Here is a 21,889-nt window from a genome sequence, read left to right on the forward strand (position 1 = left end):
TGGTGCCGTGGCCCGGGAGGGCGTCAGCGCGGCGCGCCGACCGGCCGGCCTCCGGGCCGCACCTGGTAAGGCGAGCCCTGGTTGACGGTGGTCGGGTCGGCGGCGCCGGTGGCGGCGTAGCGCGCGGCGATGTCGGCCAGTTCGGCGGCGGGGATCACCTGGTGGATGTCGGTGAAGCCGTGCGGGGCCCGCTGGTGCGCCAGGTTGATGACGACCTCCGGGCCGAGGCGTCGGCCCGCGCGCTGGAGTTCGGTGGTGACGGGCCTGCGGGCCGCTTCGTAGGCGGCGAGGGCCTCGGCCGGGTCGCGGTGGAGCGCGAGGGAGTGTGCGAGGGCGCGCGCGTCGAGGATGGACTGCGTCGCGCCGTTGGAGCCGATCGGGTACATCGCGTGGGCCGCGTCGCCGATGAGGGTGGTTCGGCCGTGGCTCCACCGCGCGAGGGGCTCGCGGTCGACCATCGGGTACTCGTGGGCGGCGGTGGCGGCCCTGAGCACCTCGGGGACGCTGACGCCGCCGAACTCCCAGCCCTCGTAGTGGTGCAGGAACGTCTCCACGGGGACCGGCCGGTTCCAGTCGCCGAGGTACTGCTCGTCCGCCGTGTCGGCGGGGCGGGCGAGGGCCCAGTTGACCAGGACCTCGCGGAAGGGGCCCGAGGGCGGGCTCATCGGATAGACGACGGCCTTCTGCCGGTCGTCGCCCGCGATGAGCATGAAGGTGCCGACGGACCGGGCGGGCATCCGCGAGACGCCCCGCCACACCAGCGTCCCGTTCCACGGCGGGGCTCCCTCGCCCGGGTTGAGCGACGCCCGGACGGCCGAGCGGATGCCGTCGGCGCCGACGAGGACGTCCGGTTCGAGGGAGCCCCGGCCCCGGAGGGCGCCGTCGCGGTGGATCAGCTGGATGCGCGGGCGGCCGTCGGGCAGTGGCTCCACGCCGGTCACCCGCACGCCGCTCACCAGGGCGGCGGCGCCCAGCCGTTCCCGTACCGCCTCGGCCAGGACCTCCTGGAGGTGGGCGCGGTGCAGGGAGAGCTGGGGCCAGCGGTAGCCGGCGCCGAGCCCTCGGGGTTCCCGGGAGATCAGGCCGCCGGAGCGGTGGTAGTAGCGCAGTTCGCGGGTGCGCAGCGCACCGGCTTCGAGGCGGGGGAGCAGGCCGAGCGCGTCCAGTTCACGGACGGCGACGGGCATCAGGTTGAGTCCGGCGCCGACCGGACGGCTGTCGCGGACGGACTCCACGACGGTGACGCGGTCGAATCCGGCGGCGTGCAGGGCGAGGGCGGTGGTGAGCCCGGCGATGCCGCCGCCGGCGACGACGATGTGGAGCGGTCCGGCACCTGGGTGCGGGGGCGGGATCGTCATCACGCTCCCCCTCGGTGCGCCGCGGCGGGGGCGTGGGCCCGTGCGCCGGTGCGCGCCGCTCCGGACGCGCCCTGCGCCGCGCGGCGCACCAGCGTGTCGTTGTCCCTGGTCAGGTCGAGTATCGAGCGCAGCAGGGCGACGGGCGCGCCGCCGCTGCCCTCCTCGTACAGCCGCACGTCCTCCGCGTAGGCCTTGCGGGCGATGCCGATGTGGCGGGCGCGGAAGGTCTTGAGGATCTTCAGGACCCGGCCGAGCGCGAGGGCGGAGGCGGTCAGCTGCGGGGGCAGGCGGTGGCCGCTCTCCCAGCTGACGGCGGCCGAGAGCTTGCTGACGGCGGAGACCTTGCCCGCGTGCCGGGCGTGGAAGTCCCGCCAGGACGGCAGGCTGTACTGGACGGACTCGGCGAGGAACCTGTCGTAGGCCGGGTCGGAGCGGTCGCACTGCCAGAGCGTCAGGTCGACGAGCCAGAGCGGGACCTGGGCGGCGGCGGGGCCGAGGTAGTCGCGCCCGTCGACCTCGACCTCCTCGAAGTACGGGCGCAGGGTCAGGGCGAAGTACTCCGGGCTGACGTGGGCGACGGTGAAGTCGATGGCGTCGACGATCGACTGGACGTGGTGGGCGATGCGGTCGAGGGCGACCGCGAAGCCGGGGTCGTACGGTTCGAGCGTCGCGAGGCGCGCGCAGCTGTCGAGGGCGGCGACGAGGCCGGGGAACGCCATGCGGACGGCGTCCTGGAGCCGGGCCTCCATGGCGTCGCCGGTGTACATGCGCTGGCGCGGGCCGAGCGGGTTCCACGTCGTGTAGTGGTGGACGGTGTCGCGGGGCACCATGTCCGTGCGTCGCCCGAGGAGTTCGAGGATCGGCAGGACCTCCGGTACGGCGGCCGTGGGCTGGACGCCGTGGCGTTTCAGCGAGCCGAGCAGGAGGCCGAGGTCCCGCATGGCCGCGAGGGCGTCGATCACGCTCCACTCGGCCGCCAGCTCCCGTTCCGGGACGAGAGCCCGCAGGGCGACGGTCAGCGCGGCCACATCGCCGCGCTCGTTCATTCCCGGCACCGCCGCCAACAGTGCGTCGGCGCCGAGCGGGTCGGCGGCGCGTATGTCGGCTATGCGGTAACGCGGATCTCCGCGTTCCTCCAGCCGGGGCGCGACAAGGTCGTACAGGGCCAACGGAAATGCCCCCTCTATTTTGGGGCGCGTTCACCTTCGGGCGCCTCGCGCGGGCATCGTCGGTCGCTCGTGCGGGGGCCCCTCGTTCCTCGAGGCCCGCGCGCGATCTTCCCGTACGACACCAGCGGCGCCCTGGGGCCAACTCGCCGGGTCTACGTGGTCACCGTGCTCACCGTGGTTCGGTCACGCGTCCCTGACGTGGCGGCGCCGGGGTGGGCGTGGGCAGGCGCAAGCGTAGGCAGGTCACCGCTGCGACGGCGGCGAAGGCCCCGCCGACGAGAAGAGCGGCCCGGAAGCCGTCGGTCTGCGCGGCCGCGGTGGCCGCGTCGGTACGGGTGGTGGCGACGGCCACCAGGACGGCGAGTCCGAGCACGGAGCCGAACTGCTGGGCGGTGTTGACGAGTCCGGAGGCGAGCCCGGTCTCCTCCGGGGCGGCGTCGGCGGTGGCGGCCACGTTGGTGGTGACCATGACCAGCGGCAGGGCGGCGCCGAGGAGCAGGCTGGGCGCGAGGACGGTGGTCGCGAAGGTGCCGTCGGCACGGAGCGCCAGGGCGAGCCAGACGGTGCCGGCGCACAGCAGCGTGAAGCCGAGGGTCATGGTCCGGTTCAGGCCGATCCGGAAGATGAGCCGGCCGGTCTGCGGGGCGACCGCGACGACCACCAGGGAGAGCGGCAGCAGGCCGAGGCCGCCGCCGAGGGGCGTGTACCCGAGGACGCTCTGCAGATGGAGGCTCACCAGGAAGAACATCGGGAACAGCGTCATCTGGGCGAGGGCGCTGAGGATGTTGGCGAGCCGGAGCGCGGGGCGCGCGAGGACGGCGGGCGGCACGAGGGGCCGGGCGGCGCGGGTCTCGACGACGGCGAACACGGCCAGGAGCAGGAGTCCGGCGCAGCCCGTGCCGAGTGTGGGCGCGGACAGCCAGCCGTGGCCGGCGGCGTCGACGAGGGCGTACGCGACGAGCGCGAGGCCGGCGGTGACGGTGAGGGCGCCGGCGAGGTCGAAGCGACGACGGTCCTCGGCCTTCGGGGTGCGCCCGTCCAGGAGGCGCGGGACGAGGGCGCCGAGCAGAGCTGCGGCGAGGACGTTGAGCCAGAGGGTGGAGCGCCAGCCGAGGAGGTCGGTGAGGACTCCGCCGAGCACGGTGCCGAGGACACCGCCCAGGCCGCCCATCGCGGCGAACGCGCCGAGCGCCCTGTGCCGCGCGGGCCCGTCGGGGAAGAGGACGAGCAGCAGGGCGAAGGCGGCGGCCGCGGCGAACGCGGCGCCGACGCCCTGCGCGGCCCGGGCGGCGACCAGGACGCCCGCGTTCGGCGCGAGTCCGCCGAGCGCTGAGGCGGCGGCGAGCAGGCCGAGCCCGGCGAGGAACACCCGGCGGTGCCCGAGCAGGTCGGCGGCGCGCCCGCCGAGGAGCAACAGCCCGCCGAACGCGATGAGATACGCGTTGGCCACCCACGACAACGCGGCGGACCCCGCCCCGAGCTCCTGCCCGACGGAGGGCAGCGCGACGTTGACGACCGCGGTGTCGAGGATCAGCAGCAGCTGCGTGGCGGCGAGCAGCGAAAGAGCACCACGGGAGCCACGCCCCGCCTTCACGCCACACCCCCCACGGCCGGGGACATGCCGACGGGACGCCGGCCCCAGCCGGGATCCAGGCCCCAGCCGGGATCCGACTCCCCACGCCGCGCCCCCGGCCCACGGCCCGGCACGATGCCCGCCGTGCCCGCCACGCTCGCCGCCCGACGCGCCCTCACTTGCTCGTGCCCAGGTCGTAGCTCTCCAGGCACGTGCGTGCCAGGGTCTCGCAGGTGTCGGCCGCGCCCGCCCAGGTCTGCATCGTGAGGTAGACGTGCGGGGCGCCCTGGTAGAAGCGTTCGTACTGCTCGTGACGGCCCGCGAATTCCGAGCCCAGGGCGTCCCACGCCAGCTTGAGGAGCTTGAGCCGGTCCTCGGCCGGGTCGCCCGGCGTGCGGACGTACCGGCGGAGCAGCGGGCCCAGTTCGGGGTGGAGCAGATCGCGGCCGCTCGCCGGGGTCTGGATGATCGCGCCGCCCGCGAGCAGCTTGATGTCCGCCACCGCACGCGGGTACAGCTCACCGGCCATGATCCGCTGCGCGAAGGAGATCTCCTGCCCGGGCCGCACCGCGCCGCGCCCGCCGGCGACCGGCTCCCACGACGCCTCCGCGCCGAGGACGAACGCCTTGGCCTGGGCGACCATCCCGAGCAGCCGTCCGATCGCCTGGGTGACCTGCGGGACCCGGTCCGTGCCGTTCGACCGGGCGAGGAGGATCGCGATGCCGGTGAGGAATTCCAGCTTCGTCCAGAAGCGGGTCGACGACTGGTGCGTGAAGTGCAGATATGCCGGGGTCTCCCACCACATCGCGGCCGTCGCCGTCACGTCCCGGTAGGTCAGCACCCGGTCCCAGGGCACGAACACGTCCTCGCAGACGAGCAGCGCGTCGTTCTCGTCGTACCGCGACGACAGCGGGTGGTCGAAGACGGACCGGGCCCGCTCCTCGTAGGAGGTCCGGGAGATCAGCTTGAGGCCGGGGGTGTCCACCGGGACCGAGAAGGTGACGGCCCGCTCGGTGTCCTCCGGCGCGAGCGGCTCGATCGTGCCGACCAGGATCTCGTCGGCGAAGACGGCCCCGGTACCGATCGTCTTGGCGCCCCGCACCACGATCCCTCCGTCGCGCTCCGCGACGACCCGCACGCCCTCGCAGGCGGGGTCGGTGATGGTGAACGCGCTGTAGAGCCCGCCCTCCGCGAGCCTGCGGTGGTAGGCGAGGGCGTTCTCGGCGCCGTCGAAGCCCTCCGTGGTGAAGACCTCCGGCGCGGCGGCGAACCCTGCGGCCCCGGACGCCATGTAGTCGGGGGTACGGCCCAGGAAGCCGTAACTCGCCTCCGCCCACACCTTGTACGCCCGGCGGCGTGCGACCAGGTCCTCGTAGGAGCGGGGCACGGCGTACGCGCGGTGCACTCCGCCCGACACGAGCGCCGGCGTGTGCGCGGAGTCGTGTGCGAGGTCGAAAAGTCCGGCGAAGGATCCCGCGGTGGCCCGGAAGGCGGGGTGCGCGGTGACGTCCTTGATCCGTTCTCCGTCGAGCCAGATCTCGCGCCCGTCGCGCAGCGCCTCCAGATACTCCTGCCCCGACCTCGTCACGGTGATATCGCCTCTCCTCGTACGTCACGGCTGGTTGCCGGTCCCGAGCCTTCACGGCCGGTACGCACGAGGCAATGAACGTCCGTCCAGCGGTCCTTAAGAACCGGCCAGTCAGGGTGCGTTCACGCGGCTTTTGTGCCGATCAGGCGGCGTGGCACTCCCCCGCCCGGTACTCCCCCGGCGTCATCCCGAACCATTTGCGGAACGCGAGGTGGAAGCCGACGGCGCTCTGATAGCCGACCCGGGAGGGGACGGCGGACTGCGGCAGGGAGGTCTCCGCGAGCAGCCGGGCGGCCTCCTGCATCCGCCGCGAGGTGAGGTGCCGGGCCGGGGACTCGCCGACCAGCTCGCGGAAGGCCGCGGTGAACGCCGAGCGGGACATGCCGACCTCGCGGGCGAGGGAGTCGATGGTCCAGGGCTGGGCGAACCGGGTCGCGATCATCACCACCGCCTGGCTGATGCCGGGGTGCCGGAGCAGCGGCAGCGAGGTCGGGTTGTCCGCGAGGTCGCGCAGCAACGGCCGGAGCGCGAGGACGAGGGCCATCTCGAAGGCACGCAGAGTGATGAGCCGGTCCCCGGGGCCGACGGGCCGGTCGGGCGAGGCGAGCAGCCGCAGGGTGTCGCGGAGCAGCGGCTCGCGGTCGACCTGGGCGCCGTCCAGGACGAGCGCCCAGGGCAGCGAGGTGTAGAGCCCGCTCGCGGCACTGGCGTCGTAGTGGAGCCCGGCGCACAGCAGCCGGCTCACGGCGCCGGAGCCGTCGATACGTATCTCCCCGGACGTGCCGGGCCTGCGCTCGGGCAGCACGGCCCGCAGCGGCACGCCCTGGCGGTCGGGCCGGTCGGAGAGCCGGTGGGCGCTGCCCGTGGGGAAGACGATCAGGTCGCCCGCGTGCAGCTCCAGCGGCGTACGGCCGTCGCCGGTGATCCAGCAGCCGCCCTCCACGATGTAGTGCAGCACGGCACAGCTCTGCTCCGCGTCGCCCTCGATGGCCCAGGGTGCGCGGACGTGCCAGCGGCTGTCGAAGACGCCGGTGAGGCGGAGCGGTTTGAGCAGTTCGCTCAGGAGGTCCTCGGCCTCGTCTTCCTCACGCCGGTCGTCACGGTCGGTTGCCACGGTGTCCATGGACGATCCTTCAACTTCCGCCCCGGTTTGTTAATTGAACGGTGTGAGCCGCCGCCGCCAGCCTGAGAGAGACGTCATGGCAGCCACCACACCCTACCGAAGGGCCTCTACGACACATGTCCAGTCAGATTCCGATGCGGGTCGCGGTCGTGGGAGCGACCGGCTTCCAGGGCGGCGCGATCGCGCGTCTGCTCCTCGAACGGCACCATCGGGTGCGGACCCTCACCCGGCGCCCGGCGGGCGACCGGCCGCCGCTGCCCGGCGCCCTGTTCGTGGCGGGCGACCTGGCCAGACCGGCGGACGTGCGGCGGCTCTTCGAGGGGACGACGCACGGGGTGGTGACCCTGCCGCTGGTGTACGAGCCGGAGCGGATCCGCGCCTACGCGAGGAACGTGGCGTTCGCGGCGCTCGCGGCCGGGACCGTGCGCCTGGTCCTCAACACCAACACCCGAATCCCGCACGGTCCGACCTCGGTCGCCGCGTTCGAGACCCGGCGGATCGCCGAGGAGGAGCTGCGGGGCAGCGGGGTCCCGCTGGTCGTCGTACGGCCGCCCGTCTATCTGGACAACCTGTTCTCGCCGTGGAACGGACCGGCCCTGGTGAACGAGGGTGTCCTCGCCTACCCGCTGCCCGCGTCCACGCCGACGGCCTGGCTCTCGCACCGGGACCTGGCGGAGGCGGTGCACGCGGCGCTGACCGGCGAGGGTCTGGAGGGCCGTACCTTCGACATCGGCGGGGCGCGGTCGCTGACGGGCGACGAGCTGGCGGCGGCTTTCAGACGTGGTCTCGGCCGGGCGGTGCGGTATCTGCAGCTGCCTCCGGAGGTGTTCGAGCGCGGGCTCGCCCAGCTGCTCGGCCCGGAGACGGCGGCGGGCGTCGCGGGGATCTACCACTACATGGCGACGGGCGCCGACCCGCTGCTGCTCGCGGCCGACGACGGAGTGTCGGCGGACGTGCTCGGGGTGCCGACGGCCCCCGTGGAGGAGTGGGTGACCCGCCAGCCGTGGCAGATGTGGTCCGGCGAGGCGGAGGAGCAGTCGCCCTCGGCACAGGGCTGACTTTCCGCCAGAAATCGCGAGCCGGTCTCGTCCCACGGGGACGGGGCCGGTTTCCTGTGTCCGGGCGCTTGCCCGCGGGACTACGCCCGAGTAGTTAACAAAGCGCCGGATTGCCCACCCGGAACAGGTGGAAGGCTCCCCCGGTACACCCCGAGTGACCCCGTACGTACGTCCCGTACGACCCCCCGTACGTACATCCGTAGACCCGCCATCCGAGTGAACGCGCACAGGAGCGGCCATGCCCGCAACCCGCCAGCCGTCGACGGAGCTACAAAGAGCGCACCACCACCCGCACCCCCGTACCCCCTCAGGTGATGCTGTGAATCCGCTCATGGGACGCATTCCCGTACTGGACGTCCGCCCTCTGGTCGACTGCGGCCGCCGCCCCGCGAAGGCGGTGGCCGGGGAGACCTTCGAGGTCACCGCCACCGTCTTCCGCGAGGGCCACGACGCCGTCGCCGCCAATGTCGTGCTGCGCGGCCCGTCGGGCCGTCCCGGCCCCTGGATCCCGATGCGTGAACTGGCCCCCGGCACCGACCGGTGGGGCGCCGAGGTCACGCCGGACGCCGAGGGGCTGTGGACGTACACCGTCGAGGCGTGGAGCGACCCGCTGGCGACCTGGCGGCACGCCGCGAAGATCAAGATCCCGGCCGGGATGGACGTCGCCCTGGTCCTCGCCGAGGGCGCCGAGCTGCATGAACGCGCCGCGAAGGGCGTCCCGAAGAAGGGCGGCGGCCGCGAGGCCGTCCTCGCGGCCGCCGACGCGCTCCGGGACGAGTCCCGGCCGGCCACCGCCCGGCTCGCGGCCGCGCTCGCCCCGCAGGTGACCGAGGCGCTGACGCGGCATCCGCTGCGCGAACTGGTCAGCTCCTCGCCCGCGTTGCCGCTCCGGGTGGAGCGCGAGCGGGCGCTGTTCGGCTCCTGGTACGAGTTCTTCCCGCGCTCGGAGGGCGTGAAGAAGGTCCGGGGCCGCACGAAACCAGGCACGTTCCGCACCGCGGCCGAACGCCTTCCGGCCATCGCGGCGATGGGCTTCGACGTCGTCTACCTCCCGCCGATCCACCCCATCGGCACCACCCACCGCAAGGGCCCCAACAACGCGCTGTCGGCGAGCCCGAGCGATGTCGGCGTGCCGTGGGCGATCGGCTCCCCGGAGGGCGGCCACGACGCGGTCCACCCGGACCTGGGCACGATCGAGGACTTCGACGCCTTCGTGGCGCGCGCCCGCGAGCTGCGCCTGGAGGTCGCGCTCGACTTCGCGCTCCAGTGCTCGCCGGACCACCCGTGGGTGGAGAAGCACCCGGAGTGGTTCCACCACCGCCCGGACGGCTCGATCGCCTACGCCGAGAACCCGCCGAAGAAGTACCAGGACATCTACCCCATCGCCTTCGACAAGGACATGAAGGGCATCGTCGCCGAGACGGTCCGGGTGCTGCGGCACTGGATGGACCACGGCGTACGGATCTTCCGCGTCGACAACCCGCACACCAAGCCGGTGGTGTTCTGGGAGCGGGTGATCGGCGAGATCAACGGCACCGACCCGGACGTGATCTTCCTGGCGGAGGCGTTCACCCGGCCCGCGATGATGCACACGCTCGGCGCGATCGGCTTCCAGCAGTCGTACACGTACTTCACCTGGCGCAACACCAAGGCCGAGCTCACGGAGTACGTGACCGAGCTGTCCGGAGACGCGGCGGCGTACATGCGCCCGAACTTCTTCGTGAACACCCCGGACATCCTGCACGCCTACCTCCAGCACGGCGGCCGGCCGGCCTTCGAGGTGCGGGCGGTGCTCGCGGCCACCCTCTCGCCGACCTGGGGGATGTACGCCGGCTACGAGCTGTGCGAGGGCACCGCGCTGCGCGAGGGAAGCGAGGAGTACCGGGACTCGGAGAAGTACCAACTGCGTCCCAGGGACTGGGAGTCGGCGGAGCGGACGGGCGCCACGATCGCGCCCCTGATCACCACGCTCAACCGGCTCAGGCGCCGCCATCCGGCGCTGCGTCAACTGCGGAACGTCCACTTCCACACGACCGACAACGACGCGGTGATCGCGTACAGCAAGCGCTCGGGTTCGAACACCGTTCTGGTGGTCGCCAACCTCGACCCGCACCACACCCAGGAGGCCACGGTCTCGTTGAACATGCCGGAACTCGGCCTCGGCTGGCACGAGACCGTACCGGTGCGCGACGAGCTCACCGGCGAGACCTATCACTGGGGCAGGGCCAACTATGTGCGCCTCGAGCCGGGCGTCACGCCCGCGCACGTCTTCGCCCTGCGACCGTCCCCGTCGACCGGAGGGTCACCCACACCATGACAGTCAACGAACCCGTCCCTGACACCTTCGAGGACACGCCCGCCAAGGACCGTGACCCGGACTGGTTCAAGCGGGCCGTCTTCTACGAAGTGCTCGTGCGGTCCTTCCAGGACAGCAACGGGGACGGCGTAGGCGACCTCAAGGGCATCACGTCCAGGCTGGACTACCTGCAGTGGCTGGGCGTCGACTGCCTCTGGCTGCCGCCGTTCTTCAAGTCCCCGCTGCGGGACGGCGGCTACGACGTCGCCGACTACACCTCCGTGCTGCCGGAGTTCGGCGATCTCGCCGACTTCGTGGAGTTCGTGGACGCGGCGCACCAGCGCGGCATGCGCGTGATCATCGACTTCGTCATGAACCACACGAGCGACGCCCACCCGTGGTTCCAGGAGTCGCGCGCCAACCCCGACGGGCCGTACGGCGACTACTACGTCTGGGCCGACGACGACAAGCAGTTCCAGGACGCCCGGATCATCTTCGTCGACACGGAGACGTCGAACTGGACCTTCGACCCGGTGCGCAAGCAGTACTACTGGCACCGGTTCTTCTCGCACCAGCCGGACCTCAACTACGAGAACCCGGCGGTGCAGGAGGAGATCCTCTCGGCGCTGAAGTTCTGGCTCGACCTCGGCATCGACGGGTTCCGGCTCGACGCGGTGCCGTACCTGTACCAGCAGGAGGGGACCAACTGCGAGAACCTCCCGGCCACGCACGCCTTCCTCAAGCGGGTCCGCAAGGAGATCGACGACCACTACCCGGACACGGTGCTGCTCGCCGAGGCGAACCAGTGGCCGGAGGACGTGGTCGACTACTTCGGGGACTTCACCTCGGGCGGCGACGAGTGCCACATGGCGTTCCACTTCCCCGTGATGCCCCGGATCTTCATGGCGGTACGGCGGGAGTCGCGCACCCCGGTCTCCGAGATCCTGGCCAAGACCCCGGCGATCCCGGACGGCTGCCAGTGGGGCATCTTCCTGCGCAACCACGACGAGCTGACGCTCGAGATGGTCACCGACGAAGAGCGCGACTACATGTACGCGGAGTACGCCAAGGATCCCCGGATGCGGGCGAACATCGGCATCCGCAGGCGGCTCGCCCCGCTCCTGGACAACGACCGCAAGCAGATGGAGCTGTTCACCGCGCTGCTCTTCTCGCTGCCGGGTTCACCGGTGCTGTACTACGGCGACGAGATCGGGATGGGCGACAACATCTGGCTCGGCGACCGGGACGGGGTGCGCACCCCGATGCAGTGGACGCCGGACCGGAACGCCGGATTCTCGTCCTGTGATCCGGGCCGGCTCACGCTGCCGGCCATCATGGACCCGGTCCACGGCTACCAGGTGACGAACGTGGAGTCGGGGATGGCCTCGCCGTCGTCGCTGCTCCACTGGACGAAGCGGATGATCGAGATCCGTAAGCAGAACCGGGCCTTCGGGCTCGGCTCGTACACGGAACTCCCCTCGTCCAACCCGGCGGTGCTCGCCTTCCTCCGGGAGTCCGACGACGACCTGGTGCTCTGCGTGAACAACTTCTCGCGGTTCGCGCAGCCCACGGAGCTGGACCTGCGGCAGTTCGACGGGATGAGCCCCGTGGAGCTGATCGGCCAGGTGCGGTTCCCCGCGATCGGGCAGTGGCCGTACCTGCTGACGCTGGCCGGTCACGGCTTCTACTGGTTCCGCCTGAAGAAGAGCCGGTTGACGACTTCCTGACGTATCGTCAGTCAACTGCCCGGGGTGGAGCGGGTTTCCCCCGCGCCACCCTGGGCACTGTGTCCCACACACAGTCGATTCAGGTCCATACGGGCCTTCTTGTCGGGCCCATACGGATCTTCCCCATCCGACACGTCCCGCACATCCGGACAGCCGAAGCCGCCATCCGGGACACTCTGCGCATTTGAACTCGATTCCTGCGAACTCGAATGTGCGCCCCCCGGGGAAAGGACGCGATGCCATGCCGGAGACCGCATCCACGACCCGGGCCCCGGCCGCCCTCCTCCCGTCACTCGCTCCCCTGCTCCATGAATGGCTGCCCCGGCAGCGCTGGTTCGCGGGCAAGGGTCGCCGAGTCACCGGATTCACACTGGAAACGGCGACCGAGCTGCTGCCGCTGGACGGCACGGGACCCGGGCTGCTGCACCTCCTGGTACGGGTGGAACAACCGGCCCGCCCGGCGGGTACGCCCGCCGACTGCTACCAACTTCTGCTGGGCGTCCGCACCCAACTGCCACCCCGCCTCGCCCCCGCCCTGATCGGGCGGATCCGGCAGGGGCCGCTGGCAGGCCGGGCGGTCTACGAAGGGCTGCGGGACCCGCGGCTCGCCGGACTGCTCTACGAACGGCTGCGCACCCCGGGCCGCATCGGTGGCCTGACGTTCCACGGCACGGACGAGCTGCCCGCGTCCCTGGCCCCCCGGGTCCTGGACGCCGAGCAGTCCAACTCCTCGCTCGTGTACGGCGATACGTACATCCTGAAGATCTTCAGGCGGGTCAGCCCCGGGGTGAACCCGGACCTGGAGCTGCCGCTCGCGCTGGCCCGGGAAGGGTGCGCGCGGGTGCCGGCGCCGGTGGCCTGGTTCGAGTCCGGCGCGAGCACGCTCGGGGTCCTGCAGCCGTATCTGCGGGACTCGCGCGACGGCTGGCGGCTCGCCCTGGACGCCCTCGCGGAGGGCCGGGAGTTCACCGAGGAGGCGCACGCGCTCGGCCGGGCGACGGCCGAGGTGCACCTCGCGCTGGCGACGGCGCTGCCGACGGAGCGGCTGCGCCGGACGCAGTCGGAGCACCTGGCCGCCGAGATGGACCAGCGGCTGCACGCGGCCGCGCAGGCCGTGCCGGCGCTGCTGCCGCACGTCCCCGGCCTGCGGGCGGTCTTCGCCCAGGCGGGCGAGGGCTCCGGGCACCTCCAGCGGATCCACGGAGACCTCCACCTGGGCCAGACGCTCCGCGCGGCGGACGGCGGCTGGGCGGTGATCGACTTCGAGGGCGAGCCCGCGAAGCCGCTCGCCGAGCGCTGCCGCCCGCAGCCGGCGGTCCGCGACGTGGCGGGCATGCTCCGCTCCTTCGACTACGCGGCGCGCACCCACCGCCCGTGGAACGCGGAGTGGGCGACGCGGTGCAGGTCGGCGTATTGCGAGGGCTACGCCTCGGCGTCGGGCACGGACCCGCGGTCGGACCCGGCGCTGCTGCGCGCCTACGAAACGGACAAGGCGGTCTACGAGGTCCTCTACGAGGCCCGCCACCGCCCGGACTGGCTCCCGGTCCCCATGTCAGCCATCGAACGCCTGTCGGGAGCCGAATGACGACGTCACAGGGCCGTGAGGCCCGTTCGGCCGAGTTTCCTGTGCGGGGGCGACCGCGTTGCGGTTGCGTGGGAACCGGCGCATCTTCCTCAGCCCACCACCTTCCGAAACCCTTGCAGGAGGCATCCCCGTGACCGCCCGATCCGCTCGCAAGACGGCAGCGCCCCCGGCCAAGACGCCCGCCCCCCGGGCCGCCCAGGAGGCCGTACGGAAGGCGCCGCCGCTCGACCCCGGGGACCGCGCGCGGCTGCTCGCCGGGGAGCACCACGACCCGCACGCCCACCTCGGCGCGCACCCCGTGCGCGGCGGCGTCGCGATCCGCGTCCTGCGGCCGTACGCCCGTGAGGTCGCCGTGCTCGCCAAGGGCAAGCGCGTCGTCCTGCACGACGACGGCGACGGCTTCTTCTCCGGGCTGCTGCCCCTGCTGCGCAAGATCCCGCCCTACGAGCTGCGCGTCCGCTACGACGGCGACGAGATGCCCGTGGAGGACCCGTACCGCTTCCTTCCCGCCCTCGGCGAGCTGGACCTCCACCTGATCGGCGAGGGCCGGCACGAGGAGCTGTGGAAGGTGCTCGGCGCCCGCACGATGGTCCACCAGGGCGTCACCGGCACCCGGTTCACGGTCTGGGCGCCCAACGCCCGAGGCGTCCGCGTCACCGGCGACTTCACCCACTGGGACGGCACGGCCCTGCCGATGCGCTCCCTGGGCGCCACCGGCGTCTGGGAGCTGTTCGTGCCGGGCATCGGCGAGGGCGCGGTCTACAAGTTCGACATCGCCCGCCCCGACGGCTCCCACACGCTGCGCGCCGACCCGATGGCCCGCCGCACCGAGTGCCCCCCGAACACCGCCTCCGTGGTCACCGACTCGTACCACGAGTGGGGCGACGCCCAGTGGATGGCGAGCCGCGGGGACCGCCCGCACCACGAGGCCCCGCTCTCGGTCTACGAGCTGCATCTGCCGTCCTGGCGGCCCGGGCTCACGTACCGGCAGCTCGCCGAGCAACTCCCCGCGTACGTAAGCGATCTCGGCTTCACGCACGTGGAGTTCATGGCCGTCGCCGAGCACCCCTTCAGCGGCTCCTGGGGCTACCAGGTCACCGGCTACTACGCCCCGACCTCCCGCCTGGGCACCCCCGACGACTTCAAGTACCTCGTCGACGCCCTGCACCGGGCCGGGATCGGGGTCCTGATGGACTGGGTGCCCGCGCACTTCCCGCGCGACGACTGGGCGCTCGCGGAGTTCGACGGCCGGCCGCTGTACGAGCACGAGGACCCGCGCCGCTCCGCGCACCCGGACTGGGGCACGCTGGAGTTCGACTACGGCCGCAAGGAGGTGCGGAACTTCCTGGTCGCCAACGCGGTGTACTGGTGCGAGGAGTTCCACATCGACGGCCTGCGCGTGGACGCGGTCGCCTCGATGCTCTACCTCGACTACTCGCGCGAGAACGGCGAGTGGCTGCCGAACGAGTTCGGCGGGCGGGAGAACCTGGACGCGGTCGCCTTCCTCCAGGAGATGAACGCGACGGTGTACCGGCGCTGCCCGGGCGTCATCACCTTCGCCGAGGAGTCGACGGCCTGGGACGGCGTGACGCGGGCGACCGACCAGGTCGGCCCCGGCGGCTTCGGCGGGCTCGGCTTCGGCATGAAGTGGAACATGGGCTGGATGCACGACTCCCTCGGCTACATGGCGAAGGAGCCGGTGCACCGCAAGTACCACCACAACGAGATGACGTTCTCGATGGTGTACGCGTACAGCGAGAACTACATCCTGCCGATCTCCCACGACGAGGTCGTCCACGGCAAGCAGGCGCTGGTGTCGAAGATGCCCGGCGACTGGTGGCAGCAGCGCGCCAACCACCGCGCCTACCTCGGCTTCATGTGGGCCCACCCCGGCAAGCAACTCCTGTTCATGGGCCAGGAGTTCGCGCAGGGCGGCGAGTGGTCCGCCGAGCACGGACCGGACTGGTGGCTGCTCGACCCGTCGTACGGCGCGGAGGCGGACCACCGGGGCGTGCGGGACCTCGTGCGCGACCTGAACACCGTCTACGGGGCGACCCCGGCGCTGTGGGAGCGGGACACCTCGCCCGAGGGCTTCCAGTGGGTGGTGGGCGACGCCGCCGAGGACAACGTCTTCGCCTTCCTCCGCCACGACGCCGAGGGCTCGCCGCTGCTCGCGGTCTGCAACTTCTCGCCCGTCGTCCGGCACGACTTCCGTCTCGGCGTCCCGGACGCGTTCGCGGCCTGGGCGGAGGTCCTGAACACGGACGCGGCCCGGTACGGCGGCGGCGACGTGGTGAACACCGACCCGGTGAAGACCGAGTCGGTGCCGTCCCACGGCCGTACGGCGAGCGTACGGATGACGCTGCCGCCGCTGGCGACGGTGTGGCTACGCCCGGCGTGAGATGACGCCGAGGCGCTGAGTGGCCCGGGTCAGCGCCACGTACAGGTCGTTGATCCCGTGCGTGGCGCCGGTCCGGATGCCGTCCGGGTCGACGACCAGGACCGTGTCGAACTCCAGGCCCTTGGCCTGCCGGGGGTCGAGGAGGACGACCGGCCGGGTCAGGTCGGGGTCCTGGCCGTGGGAGGCCTCCGGAAGGGCGGCGGTGAGCGCCGGGTGGAGGTCCGCCGGGGCGATCACGGCGAGGCGGCCCTCGTCCCGCGCCTCGGCGGCGACCGCGTCGGCGGCCTCCTTCACCGGGTCCTCGACGGCGCGCCGCCAGGGCTCGACGCCCGTGGAGCGGACCGAGCGGGGCGGCTCGAAGCCCGGGTCGGCCTCGCGCCGGACGTCGGCGGCGACGGCCATGATCTCGGCGGGGGTGCGGTAGTTGACCCCGAGCCGTACGAGCTCCCAGCGGTCCTGCACGTACGGCGTGAGGATCTCCTCCCACGCGCCGACGCCGGCCGCGTCGCCGGTCTGCGCCGGGTCGCCGACCAGGGTCATGGAGCGGGTCGGGCTGCGGCGCATCAGCAGCCGCCAGGCCATCGCCGAGAGCTCCTGCGCCTCGTCCACGATGATGTGGCCGAAGGCCCAGGTGCGGTCGGCGGCGGCGCGTTCGGCGGCGCTGCGGTGGTCGGCCTCCTCGTGCCGCTCGGCGAACCGCTCGGCGTCGATGATGTCGTGCGCGGCGAGGACCTCGGCGGCGTCCTTGTCCTGCTCCTCCTTGTCCTCGAACTCGTAGGTCCGCGAGGCGTAGCTGACGTCGAGGACGCCCTGCGCGTACTGGATCTGCTTCTCCCGCTCGGCCTCCTCGGCGGCGCGGGCGGCCGAGTCGTCCACGCCGAGGAGTTCGGCGGCCTCGTCGAGCAGCGGGACGTCGGCGGGGGTCCAGGGGCCGTGCTCGCGCCGGATCGCGGCGGCGTCCTCATCGGTGAGGTGGGTCGGCTCGGCGAGGTAGTCGGCGAGGAAGGCCTCGGGGGTGAGGTCCGGCCAGAGGGTGTCGACGGCGGCGTGGACGTCGGCGTTGGCGGCGATGCCCTTGGCAAGCAGGGCGATGTCGTCGGGGCCGAGGAAGTTGGGGCCGCCGTAGGGGTCGGCGCCGATGCGGTCGGCGAGCTGCGCGGCGAGTGAGTCGAGGATGTTGAAGACGAAGTAGGGGCGGGCGAGGTTGTGCGGGAGCGCCGTCTCACGGGCCTTGTGGCGGGCTTCCAGGGCCATGTCCCAGTCGATGACGAGGTCGCCGTCGTCGTGCGGGACGATCAGCGGTTCGCCGCGCTCGGGGACCTGCTGCCGGTCCCGTACCGCCAGGGCGAGCGTCTCGGCCATGGCGGCGGCGCCCTTGACGGCGGCGGCGCGCGGGGTGTCCGTACCGGTGGCGCGGACGCCGGGGAAGAGTTCGGCGGGCGTGGCGAGCAGGACACCGGTCTCGCCGAGCGAGGGCAGGACGTTGCCGATGTAGCCGAGGAAGGCGGGGTTGGGGCCGACGATGAGGACGGCGCGCTTGGCGAGCTGCTCGCGATGGGCGTAGAGGAGGTACGCGGCGCGGTGCAGCGCCACGGCGGTCTTGCCGGTGCCGGGGCCGCCCTCGACGACGAGGACGCCGCGGTGCGGGGAGCGGATGATGCGGTCCTGCTCGGCCTGGATGGTCTGCACGATGTCGTGCATGCGCCCGGTGCGGGCGGCGTCGAGCGCGGCGAGGAGGACCTCGTCGGCGTCGCGGTGCTCGTGCCCGGTGCGGGTCGCGTCGGCGAGGTCGAGGACCTCGTCGTGGAGGGCGGTCACCTCGCGGCCGTGCGTGGTGATGTGCCGGCGGCGGCTGAGGCCCATCGGCTCGTACCCGGTGGCCAGGTAGAAGGGCCGGGCGACCTCGGCGCGCCAGTCGACGACGAGGGGCGTGCGGTTGGGGTCGTCCTCACGGATGCCGATCCGCCCGATGTGGTGGTCGCGCCCGTCCCGGAAGACGAGCCGCCCGAAGCAGAGCCCGGTCTCGCCCGCGTCGAGCGCGGCGAGCACCCCGGTCTGCTCCGCCACGAGCACGTCCCGCTCCAGACGCCCCTGATTGCCGACCCAGGGCGCCTTGAGCGCCTTGCCCACCTCGGCCTCGGCCCGGTCCCTCAGGTCGTCGAGTCGTGCGTAGAGCTGTGTGATGAATTGCTGCTCTTTCCGAAATTCCTCGGTTGACAATTCGACTCCCGGCGCGATACAGTGCTTTTAGTGAACTTCTCCGTGTAATTTTCGAGCCATTCTGGTGCGCGAACACGGAACCTCTGAATATACGCGACGCATAACCCCGACTGTCAATTCTAGTCGGGGTATTTTTCTGTGCCATGGGGAGAGACAAGGCACGTGAACTGCTGATCGCCCGCGGCGCGGGGACACTGGACCACCCGGGCGGCACGCTCCTCGCCCACCTGGACCGGGTCGAGGCCCGGCTGGCCGCCTGGGGCGCGCGGGACGCACTCCGACTCGCGGGACTGTGCCACGCCTTCTACGGCACGGACGGCTTCGCCGAGCATCTGCTGCCACTGGAGGAGCGGGACGTTCTGGCGGCGGCGATCGGCGCGGAGGCCGAGGAAATCGTGTACTTCTACGCGAGCTGCGACCGCGACGTCTCCTATGCGGCGCTGGGAAACGAGGACGGCCTCTTCCGTGACCGGTTCACGGGCGAAACGTTCACTCCGACGGAACGGCAGCGGAAGGATTTCGCGGAGCTGACGGCGGCGAACGAACTGGACGTGCTGCACCACAACCAGGAACTGCGGTCCCGCCACGGCGGCGGGCTGCTGAAGCTGTTCACCCGCTGGCGTCGACTGCTCGGCGAGCCGGCCTTCGAGGCGGCCCGCGAACAGCTCACGTTGCGGGGCGCGGAACGCGAGGCGTTCCTGAACGGCCTGGAGCGGGGCGACGTCGTCACCGGAGTCGTCTCCGTGATCGCGAGCTTCGGCGTGACCTTCGTGGAACTGGGCGGCGTCCAGGCCATGATGAACATCCCCGAGGTGTCCTGGTACCGCTACGACTTTCCCTCGGACGTCATCGCCGAGGGCGAGGAGCACGCCTTCGAGGTACTCGACGTGGACATGGGCCGGGAGCGGATCTCCCTCTCGCTCAAGGCCCTGGAGCCCGATCCGTTGGCCGCGTTCGCCCGCGCCGGATTCACCGGCGTGCGCCGCGGGAGGGTCACCGCCGTCGTGCCCTTCGGGGTTCTCGTCGAGGTGGCCCCCGGCGTCGACGGCGTGCTGCACGAGAAGGACCTCGGGGGCCTCACCCCCGGGGAGGGGGACGACCTCTGCGTCGAGGTCACGTCGGTCAACCTCGTCACGCGCCGCGTCGGCCTGAGGCTCCGGGCGGAGCACGGCGAATAACCCCGTGCGGCCCGGAAGCGGACCCGCTACCGTCGTCCGTATGAAGCGTGCCGCGGTCCTCACGACGACGCCGGAGAGTGTCCCGGCGCGCTGACCGCTGTATTCGTCACGAAGCCCCGGGGCCGAGCGCCCCGGGGCTTCGTCGTTCCTCCGGTCGCTCGTCCCGGGCGAGCCCCTCAGGAGAACGCCATGAACGCCATGAACACCAAGGACTCCGTAAACGCCATGGACTCCGTGGACCACGACCACCGCAGGCTCGGCCGCGAGCTGGAGCTGTTCGGCACCGACCCGCTGATCGGAGCCGGACTGCCGTACTGGCTGCCCGCCGGGGCCGCCGTACGGCACGCGTTGGAGGAGTACGTCCGCGAGGTCGAGAGGCGGGCCGGGTACCGGCACGTGTACTCGCCCGTGCTCGGCAAACGCGAGCTGTACGAGATCTCCGGGCACTGGGCGCACTACAGCGACGACATGTTCCCGCCCATGGAGCTCGGCGGCGAGCAGGTCGTCCTGAGGCCCAGCCTCTGCCCGCACCACGCCGTCATCTTCCGCTCCCGTGCGCACAGCTACCGCGAACTCCCGCTGCGCATGGCCGAGCTCGGCCCCATGTACCGCTCCGAACTCTCGGGCGTCCTCGGCGGATTGACCCGAGTCCGGGCCATCCAGCTCAACGACGCCCACATCTTCTGCACCTTGGACCAGGTGCGGGAGGAGGCAGCCGGCGCGCTGGAGCTGATCCGGAGGGCGTACGAGGCGATGGGCATCGAGCCCGCGCGGTACCGGCTCTCGCTGCCCGGTCCTGGCGGGAAGTACGTCGAGGCGCCCGCGCTGTGGCGGCGCTCGGTGGCCCTCCTGGAGGAGGTGCTCGACGCCTCCGGGCTGCCGTACGAGCCGGCCGAGGGCGAGGCCGCGTTCTACGGGCCGAAGATCGACGTCCAGGTGGCGGACGGCGCGGGGCGGGAGTCGACCCTGTCGACCGTGCAGATCGACTTCCACCAGCCGGAGCGGTTCGACCTGCGCTACATCGGCGCCGACGGCGCCAGGCACCGGCCGGTCATGATCCACCGCAGTGTCGTCGGCAGCGTGGAGCGGGCCGTCGCCCACCTGCTCGAACAGCACGGCGGCGCCTTCCCGGCGTGGCTGGCCCCGGTCCAGCTGGTGGTCCTGCCGGTCTCGGAGTCCGAGCGGTCGGTCGCCGAGGCGCTGGCTGCCCGATGCGTCGAGCGCGGTCTCCGGGCCGAGGTGGCGGGCCCGGACCGAGGCACCCTCGGCGCCCGGATCCGGGAGGCCCGACTCGTCCCGTACCAGGCGGTCGTCGGCGCGAGGGAGGCCGCCGACGGCCGGGTGGCGCTGCGGCTGCGCGACGGCCGCAGGCTCGACCCGCGACCGGCCGACGAGGTCCTCCGGCGGATCGAGGACCAAGTCGGCGCCTATAGCGCCGCGTTGTGGGACAGCTAGCGCGCCTGGCCGGTCACCGGTCGATGCCCGTGCCTCGCGTCGGCGCGGGCCCGGGTGGCGGGGGCGCCGCCGGCGCGGCAGGGCCACGGGGGGCCGGGGGCCGGGTGGGAGTCATGGCCACACCGGGCATGAACTCGGCCCCGGGGCGCACCCGTACGGTCGTGTCGCCCTGCTGGAAGGCGCGGGTGGGGGCGGGGACGGCGACCGACGGAGCGGGTCCCGGAGCCGGGGCCGGTGGCGGCGTCGGGCCGAAGTCGCCTCGGTCGGTGGTGATCAGCCCGGTAGCCAGGCCCTGGTCGGCGAGCTTCTCGGCGTTCTCGCGGCCGACGGAGTAGCCGCGGCCCGTGCTGCTGGCCTCGTAGAGGCTCCGGATGAAGCCTTCGGGCGCCATACGGCCGCCGTACCAGTCCTTGCCGGCGTCGAAGTCGCGGCGGCCGCGCTCCCAGCGTTCCGCGTTCTGGTCCAGACACTGCTGCTCGGGGACTTCGACGGAGAGGACCACGCGTTTGTCGTAGCCCTCTTGCTGGAGTGTCGCCAGCCGGTCCGCGGTCCAGCCGTAGGCCCGCAGAGACTGGTCGTACACCAGGTTGTAGCCCTCGTCGCGGGCCCACGCCTCGATCAGGTTGTGCACGTGGCCCGACTCCTGGTGCACCAGGGAGGCCTTCTCCGACGGGGACAAGGCCCGGCCGTCGGACAGGTGATCGAGCGTGGCAGGCAACTCCGGTGCGCCACCGTGCTCGAAGAGCATCACCTTGAAATCGTCCGGATCGAGCACGACATAGTCGTTCAGGTCCACTCCGTGCACGCGGCGCAGCTCTTCACCGAGGGCGGAGTCCTGTGCCCCCCAGTGCCCCAGAGAGCGCCGCGCCCGCCCCTTACCGGAACCGGGCGCTCCACCCGTGAAGAGCACGGCGTGGCCGTCGCGGGGCTTCCCCCTGCACTGCTCCTTGAACCGCTCCACGAGCGCGTCGTGCATCCGCGCTCGCTCGGGCGTCCACATTCCACGCGTCGAAAAGCGGTTCTTGGTGTCGAACTCGCCCCCGATCGCCAGGTCGCCCCCGACGCCCATCCGGTGCTGAAGCTCCCGGTAGGTCGGCTCGTACTCCCCCGTCACCCGCACGCGCGGTTCCCTCCCCTGCTCGAACCCCGTCCCTCCAC

14 protein-coding genes are annotated in these 21,889 nt (G+C 72.2%); 7 read left to right on the plus strand and 7 right to left on the minus strand.

The features are described 5' to 3' along the window. Positions 1-23 precede the first annotated feature (23 nt). The 5 genes from ACWF79_RS25580 to ACWF79_RS25600 all read right to left on the minus strand — a co-directional run bounded on the left by ACWF79_RS25580 (position 24) and on the right by ACWF79_RS25600 (position 6,811). Positions 24-1,358, minus strand: a complete 1,335-nt coding sequence (locus ACWF79_RS25580; protein ID WP_453730477.1) for an FAD-dependent monooxygenase — start codon at positions 1,356-1,358, stop codon at positions 24-26. Beyond that, entirely contained in the window at positions 1,358-2,527 is a 1,170-nt protein-coding gene (locus ACWF79_RS25585; RefSeq protein ID WP_453730478.1) for a monodechloroaminopyrrolnitrin synthase PrnB family protein, read from the minus strand. The genes ACWF79_RS25580 and ACWF79_RS25585 overlap by 1 nt, the downstream gene beginning before the upstream one ends. Before the next feature lie 169 nt (positions 2,528-2,696). After that, positions 2,697-4,121, minus strand: coding sequence for an MFS transporter (locus ACWF79_RS25590; RefSeq protein ID WP_453730479.1), 1,425 nt, complete (start codon positions 4,119-4,121; stop codon positions 2,697-2,699). 154 nt (positions 4,122-4,275) lie between these two features. Beyond that, positions 4,276-5,688, minus strand: coding sequence for a 4-hydroxyphenylacetate 3-hydroxylase family protein (locus ACWF79_RS25595; protein WP_453730480.1), 1,413 nt, complete (start codon positions 5,686-5,688; stop codon positions 4,276-4,278). A 142-nt stretch (positions 5,689-5,830) separates the two neighbouring features. Further along, complete coding sequence (locus ACWF79_RS25600; RefSeq protein ID WP_453730481.1) at positions 5,831-6,811, minus strand: AraC family transcriptional regulator; 981 nt, start codon at positions 6,809-6,811, stop codon at positions 5,831-5,833. 116 nt (positions 6,812-6,927) lie between these two features. On the opposite strand from ACWF79_RS25600, the gene ACWF79_RS25605 reads away from it, so the two are divergent. The 5 genes from ACWF79_RS25605 (at position 6,928) to glgB (ending at position 15,878) form a co-directional block, all read left to right on the plus strand. Continuing rightward, on the plus strand, positions 6,928-7,869 hold the full coding sequence (locus tag ACWF79_RS25605) for an SDR family oxidoreductase (RefSeq protein WP_453730482.1): 942 nt from the start codon (positions 6,928-6,930) through the stop codon (positions 7,867-7,869). Positions 7,870-8,200: 331 nt separating this feature from the next. Then, complete coding sequence (locus tag ACWF79_RS25610) at positions 8,201-10,186, plus strand: alpha-1,4-glucan--maltose-1-phosphate maltosyltransferase (RefSeq protein ID WP_453730483.1); 1,986 nt, start codon at positions 8,201-8,203, stop codon at positions 10,184-10,186. Then, positions 10,183-11,892, plus strand: coding sequence for a maltose alpha-D-glucosyltransferase (treS, locus tag ACWF79_RS25615; RefSeq protein WP_453730484.1), 1,710 nt, complete (start codon positions 10,183-10,185; stop codon positions 11,890-11,892). The genes ACWF79_RS25610 and treS overlap by 4 nt, the downstream gene beginning before the upstream one ends. A 241-nt stretch (positions 11,893-12,133) precedes the next feature. Continuing rightward, positions 12,134-13,477 carry a maltokinase N-terminal cap-like domain-containing protein gene (locus tag ACWF79_RS25620; RefSeq protein ID WP_453730485.1) on the plus strand — a complete coding sequence of 448 codons (1,344 nt, stop codon included), beginning with the start codon at positions 12,134-12,136 and terminating at the stop codon, positions 13,475-13,477. 130 nt (positions 13,478-13,607) lie between these two features. Next, on the plus strand, positions 13,608-15,878 hold the full coding sequence (glgB, locus tag ACWF79_RS25625) for a 1,4-alpha-glucan branching enzyme (RefSeq protein ID WP_453730486.1): 2,271 nt from the start codon (positions 13,608-13,610) through the stop codon (positions 15,876-15,878). On the opposite strand, the gene ACWF79_RS25630 is transcribed toward glgB, so the two are convergent. Continuing rightward, complete coding sequence (locus tag ACWF79_RS25630; RefSeq protein WP_453730487.1) at positions 15,864-18,098, minus strand: HelD family protein; 2,235 nt, start codon at positions 18,096-18,098, stop codon at positions 15,864-15,866. The genes glgB and ACWF79_RS25630 overlap by 15 nt on opposite strands. Before the next feature lie 143 nt (positions 18,099-18,241). Between ACWF79_RS25630 and ACWF79_RS25635 the strand changes: the two genes are divergently transcribed. Next, the gene (locus ACWF79_RS25635; protein WP_453730488.1) at positions 18,242-19,276 is read left to right on the plus strand and encodes a DUF6817 domain-containing protein; all 1,035 of its coding nucleotides are present in this window, start codon (positions 18,242-18,244) and stop codon (positions 19,274-19,276) included. 189 nt (positions 19,277-19,465) lie between these two features. Then, positions 19,466-20,731, plus strand: coding sequence for a threonine--tRNA ligase (gene thrS / locus ACWF79_RS25640; RefSeq protein WP_453730489.1), 1,266 nt, complete (start codon positions 19,466-19,468; stop codon positions 20,729-20,731). A 13-nt stretch (positions 20,732-20,744) separates the two neighbouring features. On the opposite strand, the gene ACWF79_RS25645 is transcribed toward thrS, so the two are convergent. Beyond that, the gene (locus ACWF79_RS25645) at positions 20,745-21,851 is read right to left on the minus strand and encodes a zeta toxin family protein (RefSeq protein ID WP_453730490.1); all 1,107 of its coding nucleotides are present in this window, start codon (positions 21,849-21,851) and stop codon (positions 20,745-20,747) included. Between the last annotated feature and the right edge of the window lie 38 nt (positions 21,852-21,889).

It is taken from the genome of Streptomyces sp. NPDC054975 (genome assembly GCF_053609105.1).

What these genes read in the sequence shown, in the direction of transcription:
- thrS (WP_453730489.1), top strand. Translation starts at nt 19,466, where the DNA reads ATGAACGCCATGAACACCAAGGACTCCGTAAACGCCATGGACTCCGTG.
- ACWF79_RS25635 (WP_453730488.1), top strand. Translation starts at nt 18,242, where the DNA reads ATGGGGAGAGACAAGGCACGTGAACTGCTGATCGCCCGCGGCGCGGGG.
- ACWF79_RS25610 (WP_453730483.1), top strand. Translation starts at nt 8,201, where the DNA reads ATGGGACGCATTCCCGTACTGGACGTCCGCCCTCTGGTCGACTGCGGC.
- ACWF79_RS25600 (WP_453730481.1), bottom strand. Translation starts at nt 6,811, where the DNA reads ATGGACACCGTGGCAACCGACCGTGACGACCGGCGTGAGGAAGACGAG.
- treS (WP_453730484.1), top strand. Translation starts at nt 10,183, where the DNA reads ATGACAGTCAACGAACCCGTCCCTGACACCTTCGAGGACACGCCCGCC.
- ACWF79_RS25605 (WP_453730482.1), top strand. Translation starts at nt 6,928, where the DNA reads ATGTCCAGTCAGATTCCGATGCGGGTCGCGGTCGTGGGAGCGACCGGC.
- ACWF79_RS25620 (WP_453730485.1), top strand. Translation starts at nt 12,134, where the DNA reads ATGCCGGAGACCGCATCCACGACCCGGGCCCCGGCCGCCCTCCTCCCG.
- ACWF79_RS25580 (WP_453730477.1), bottom strand. Translation starts at nt 1,358, where the DNA reads ATGACGATCCCGCCCCCGCACCCAGGTGCCGGACCGCTCCACATCGTC.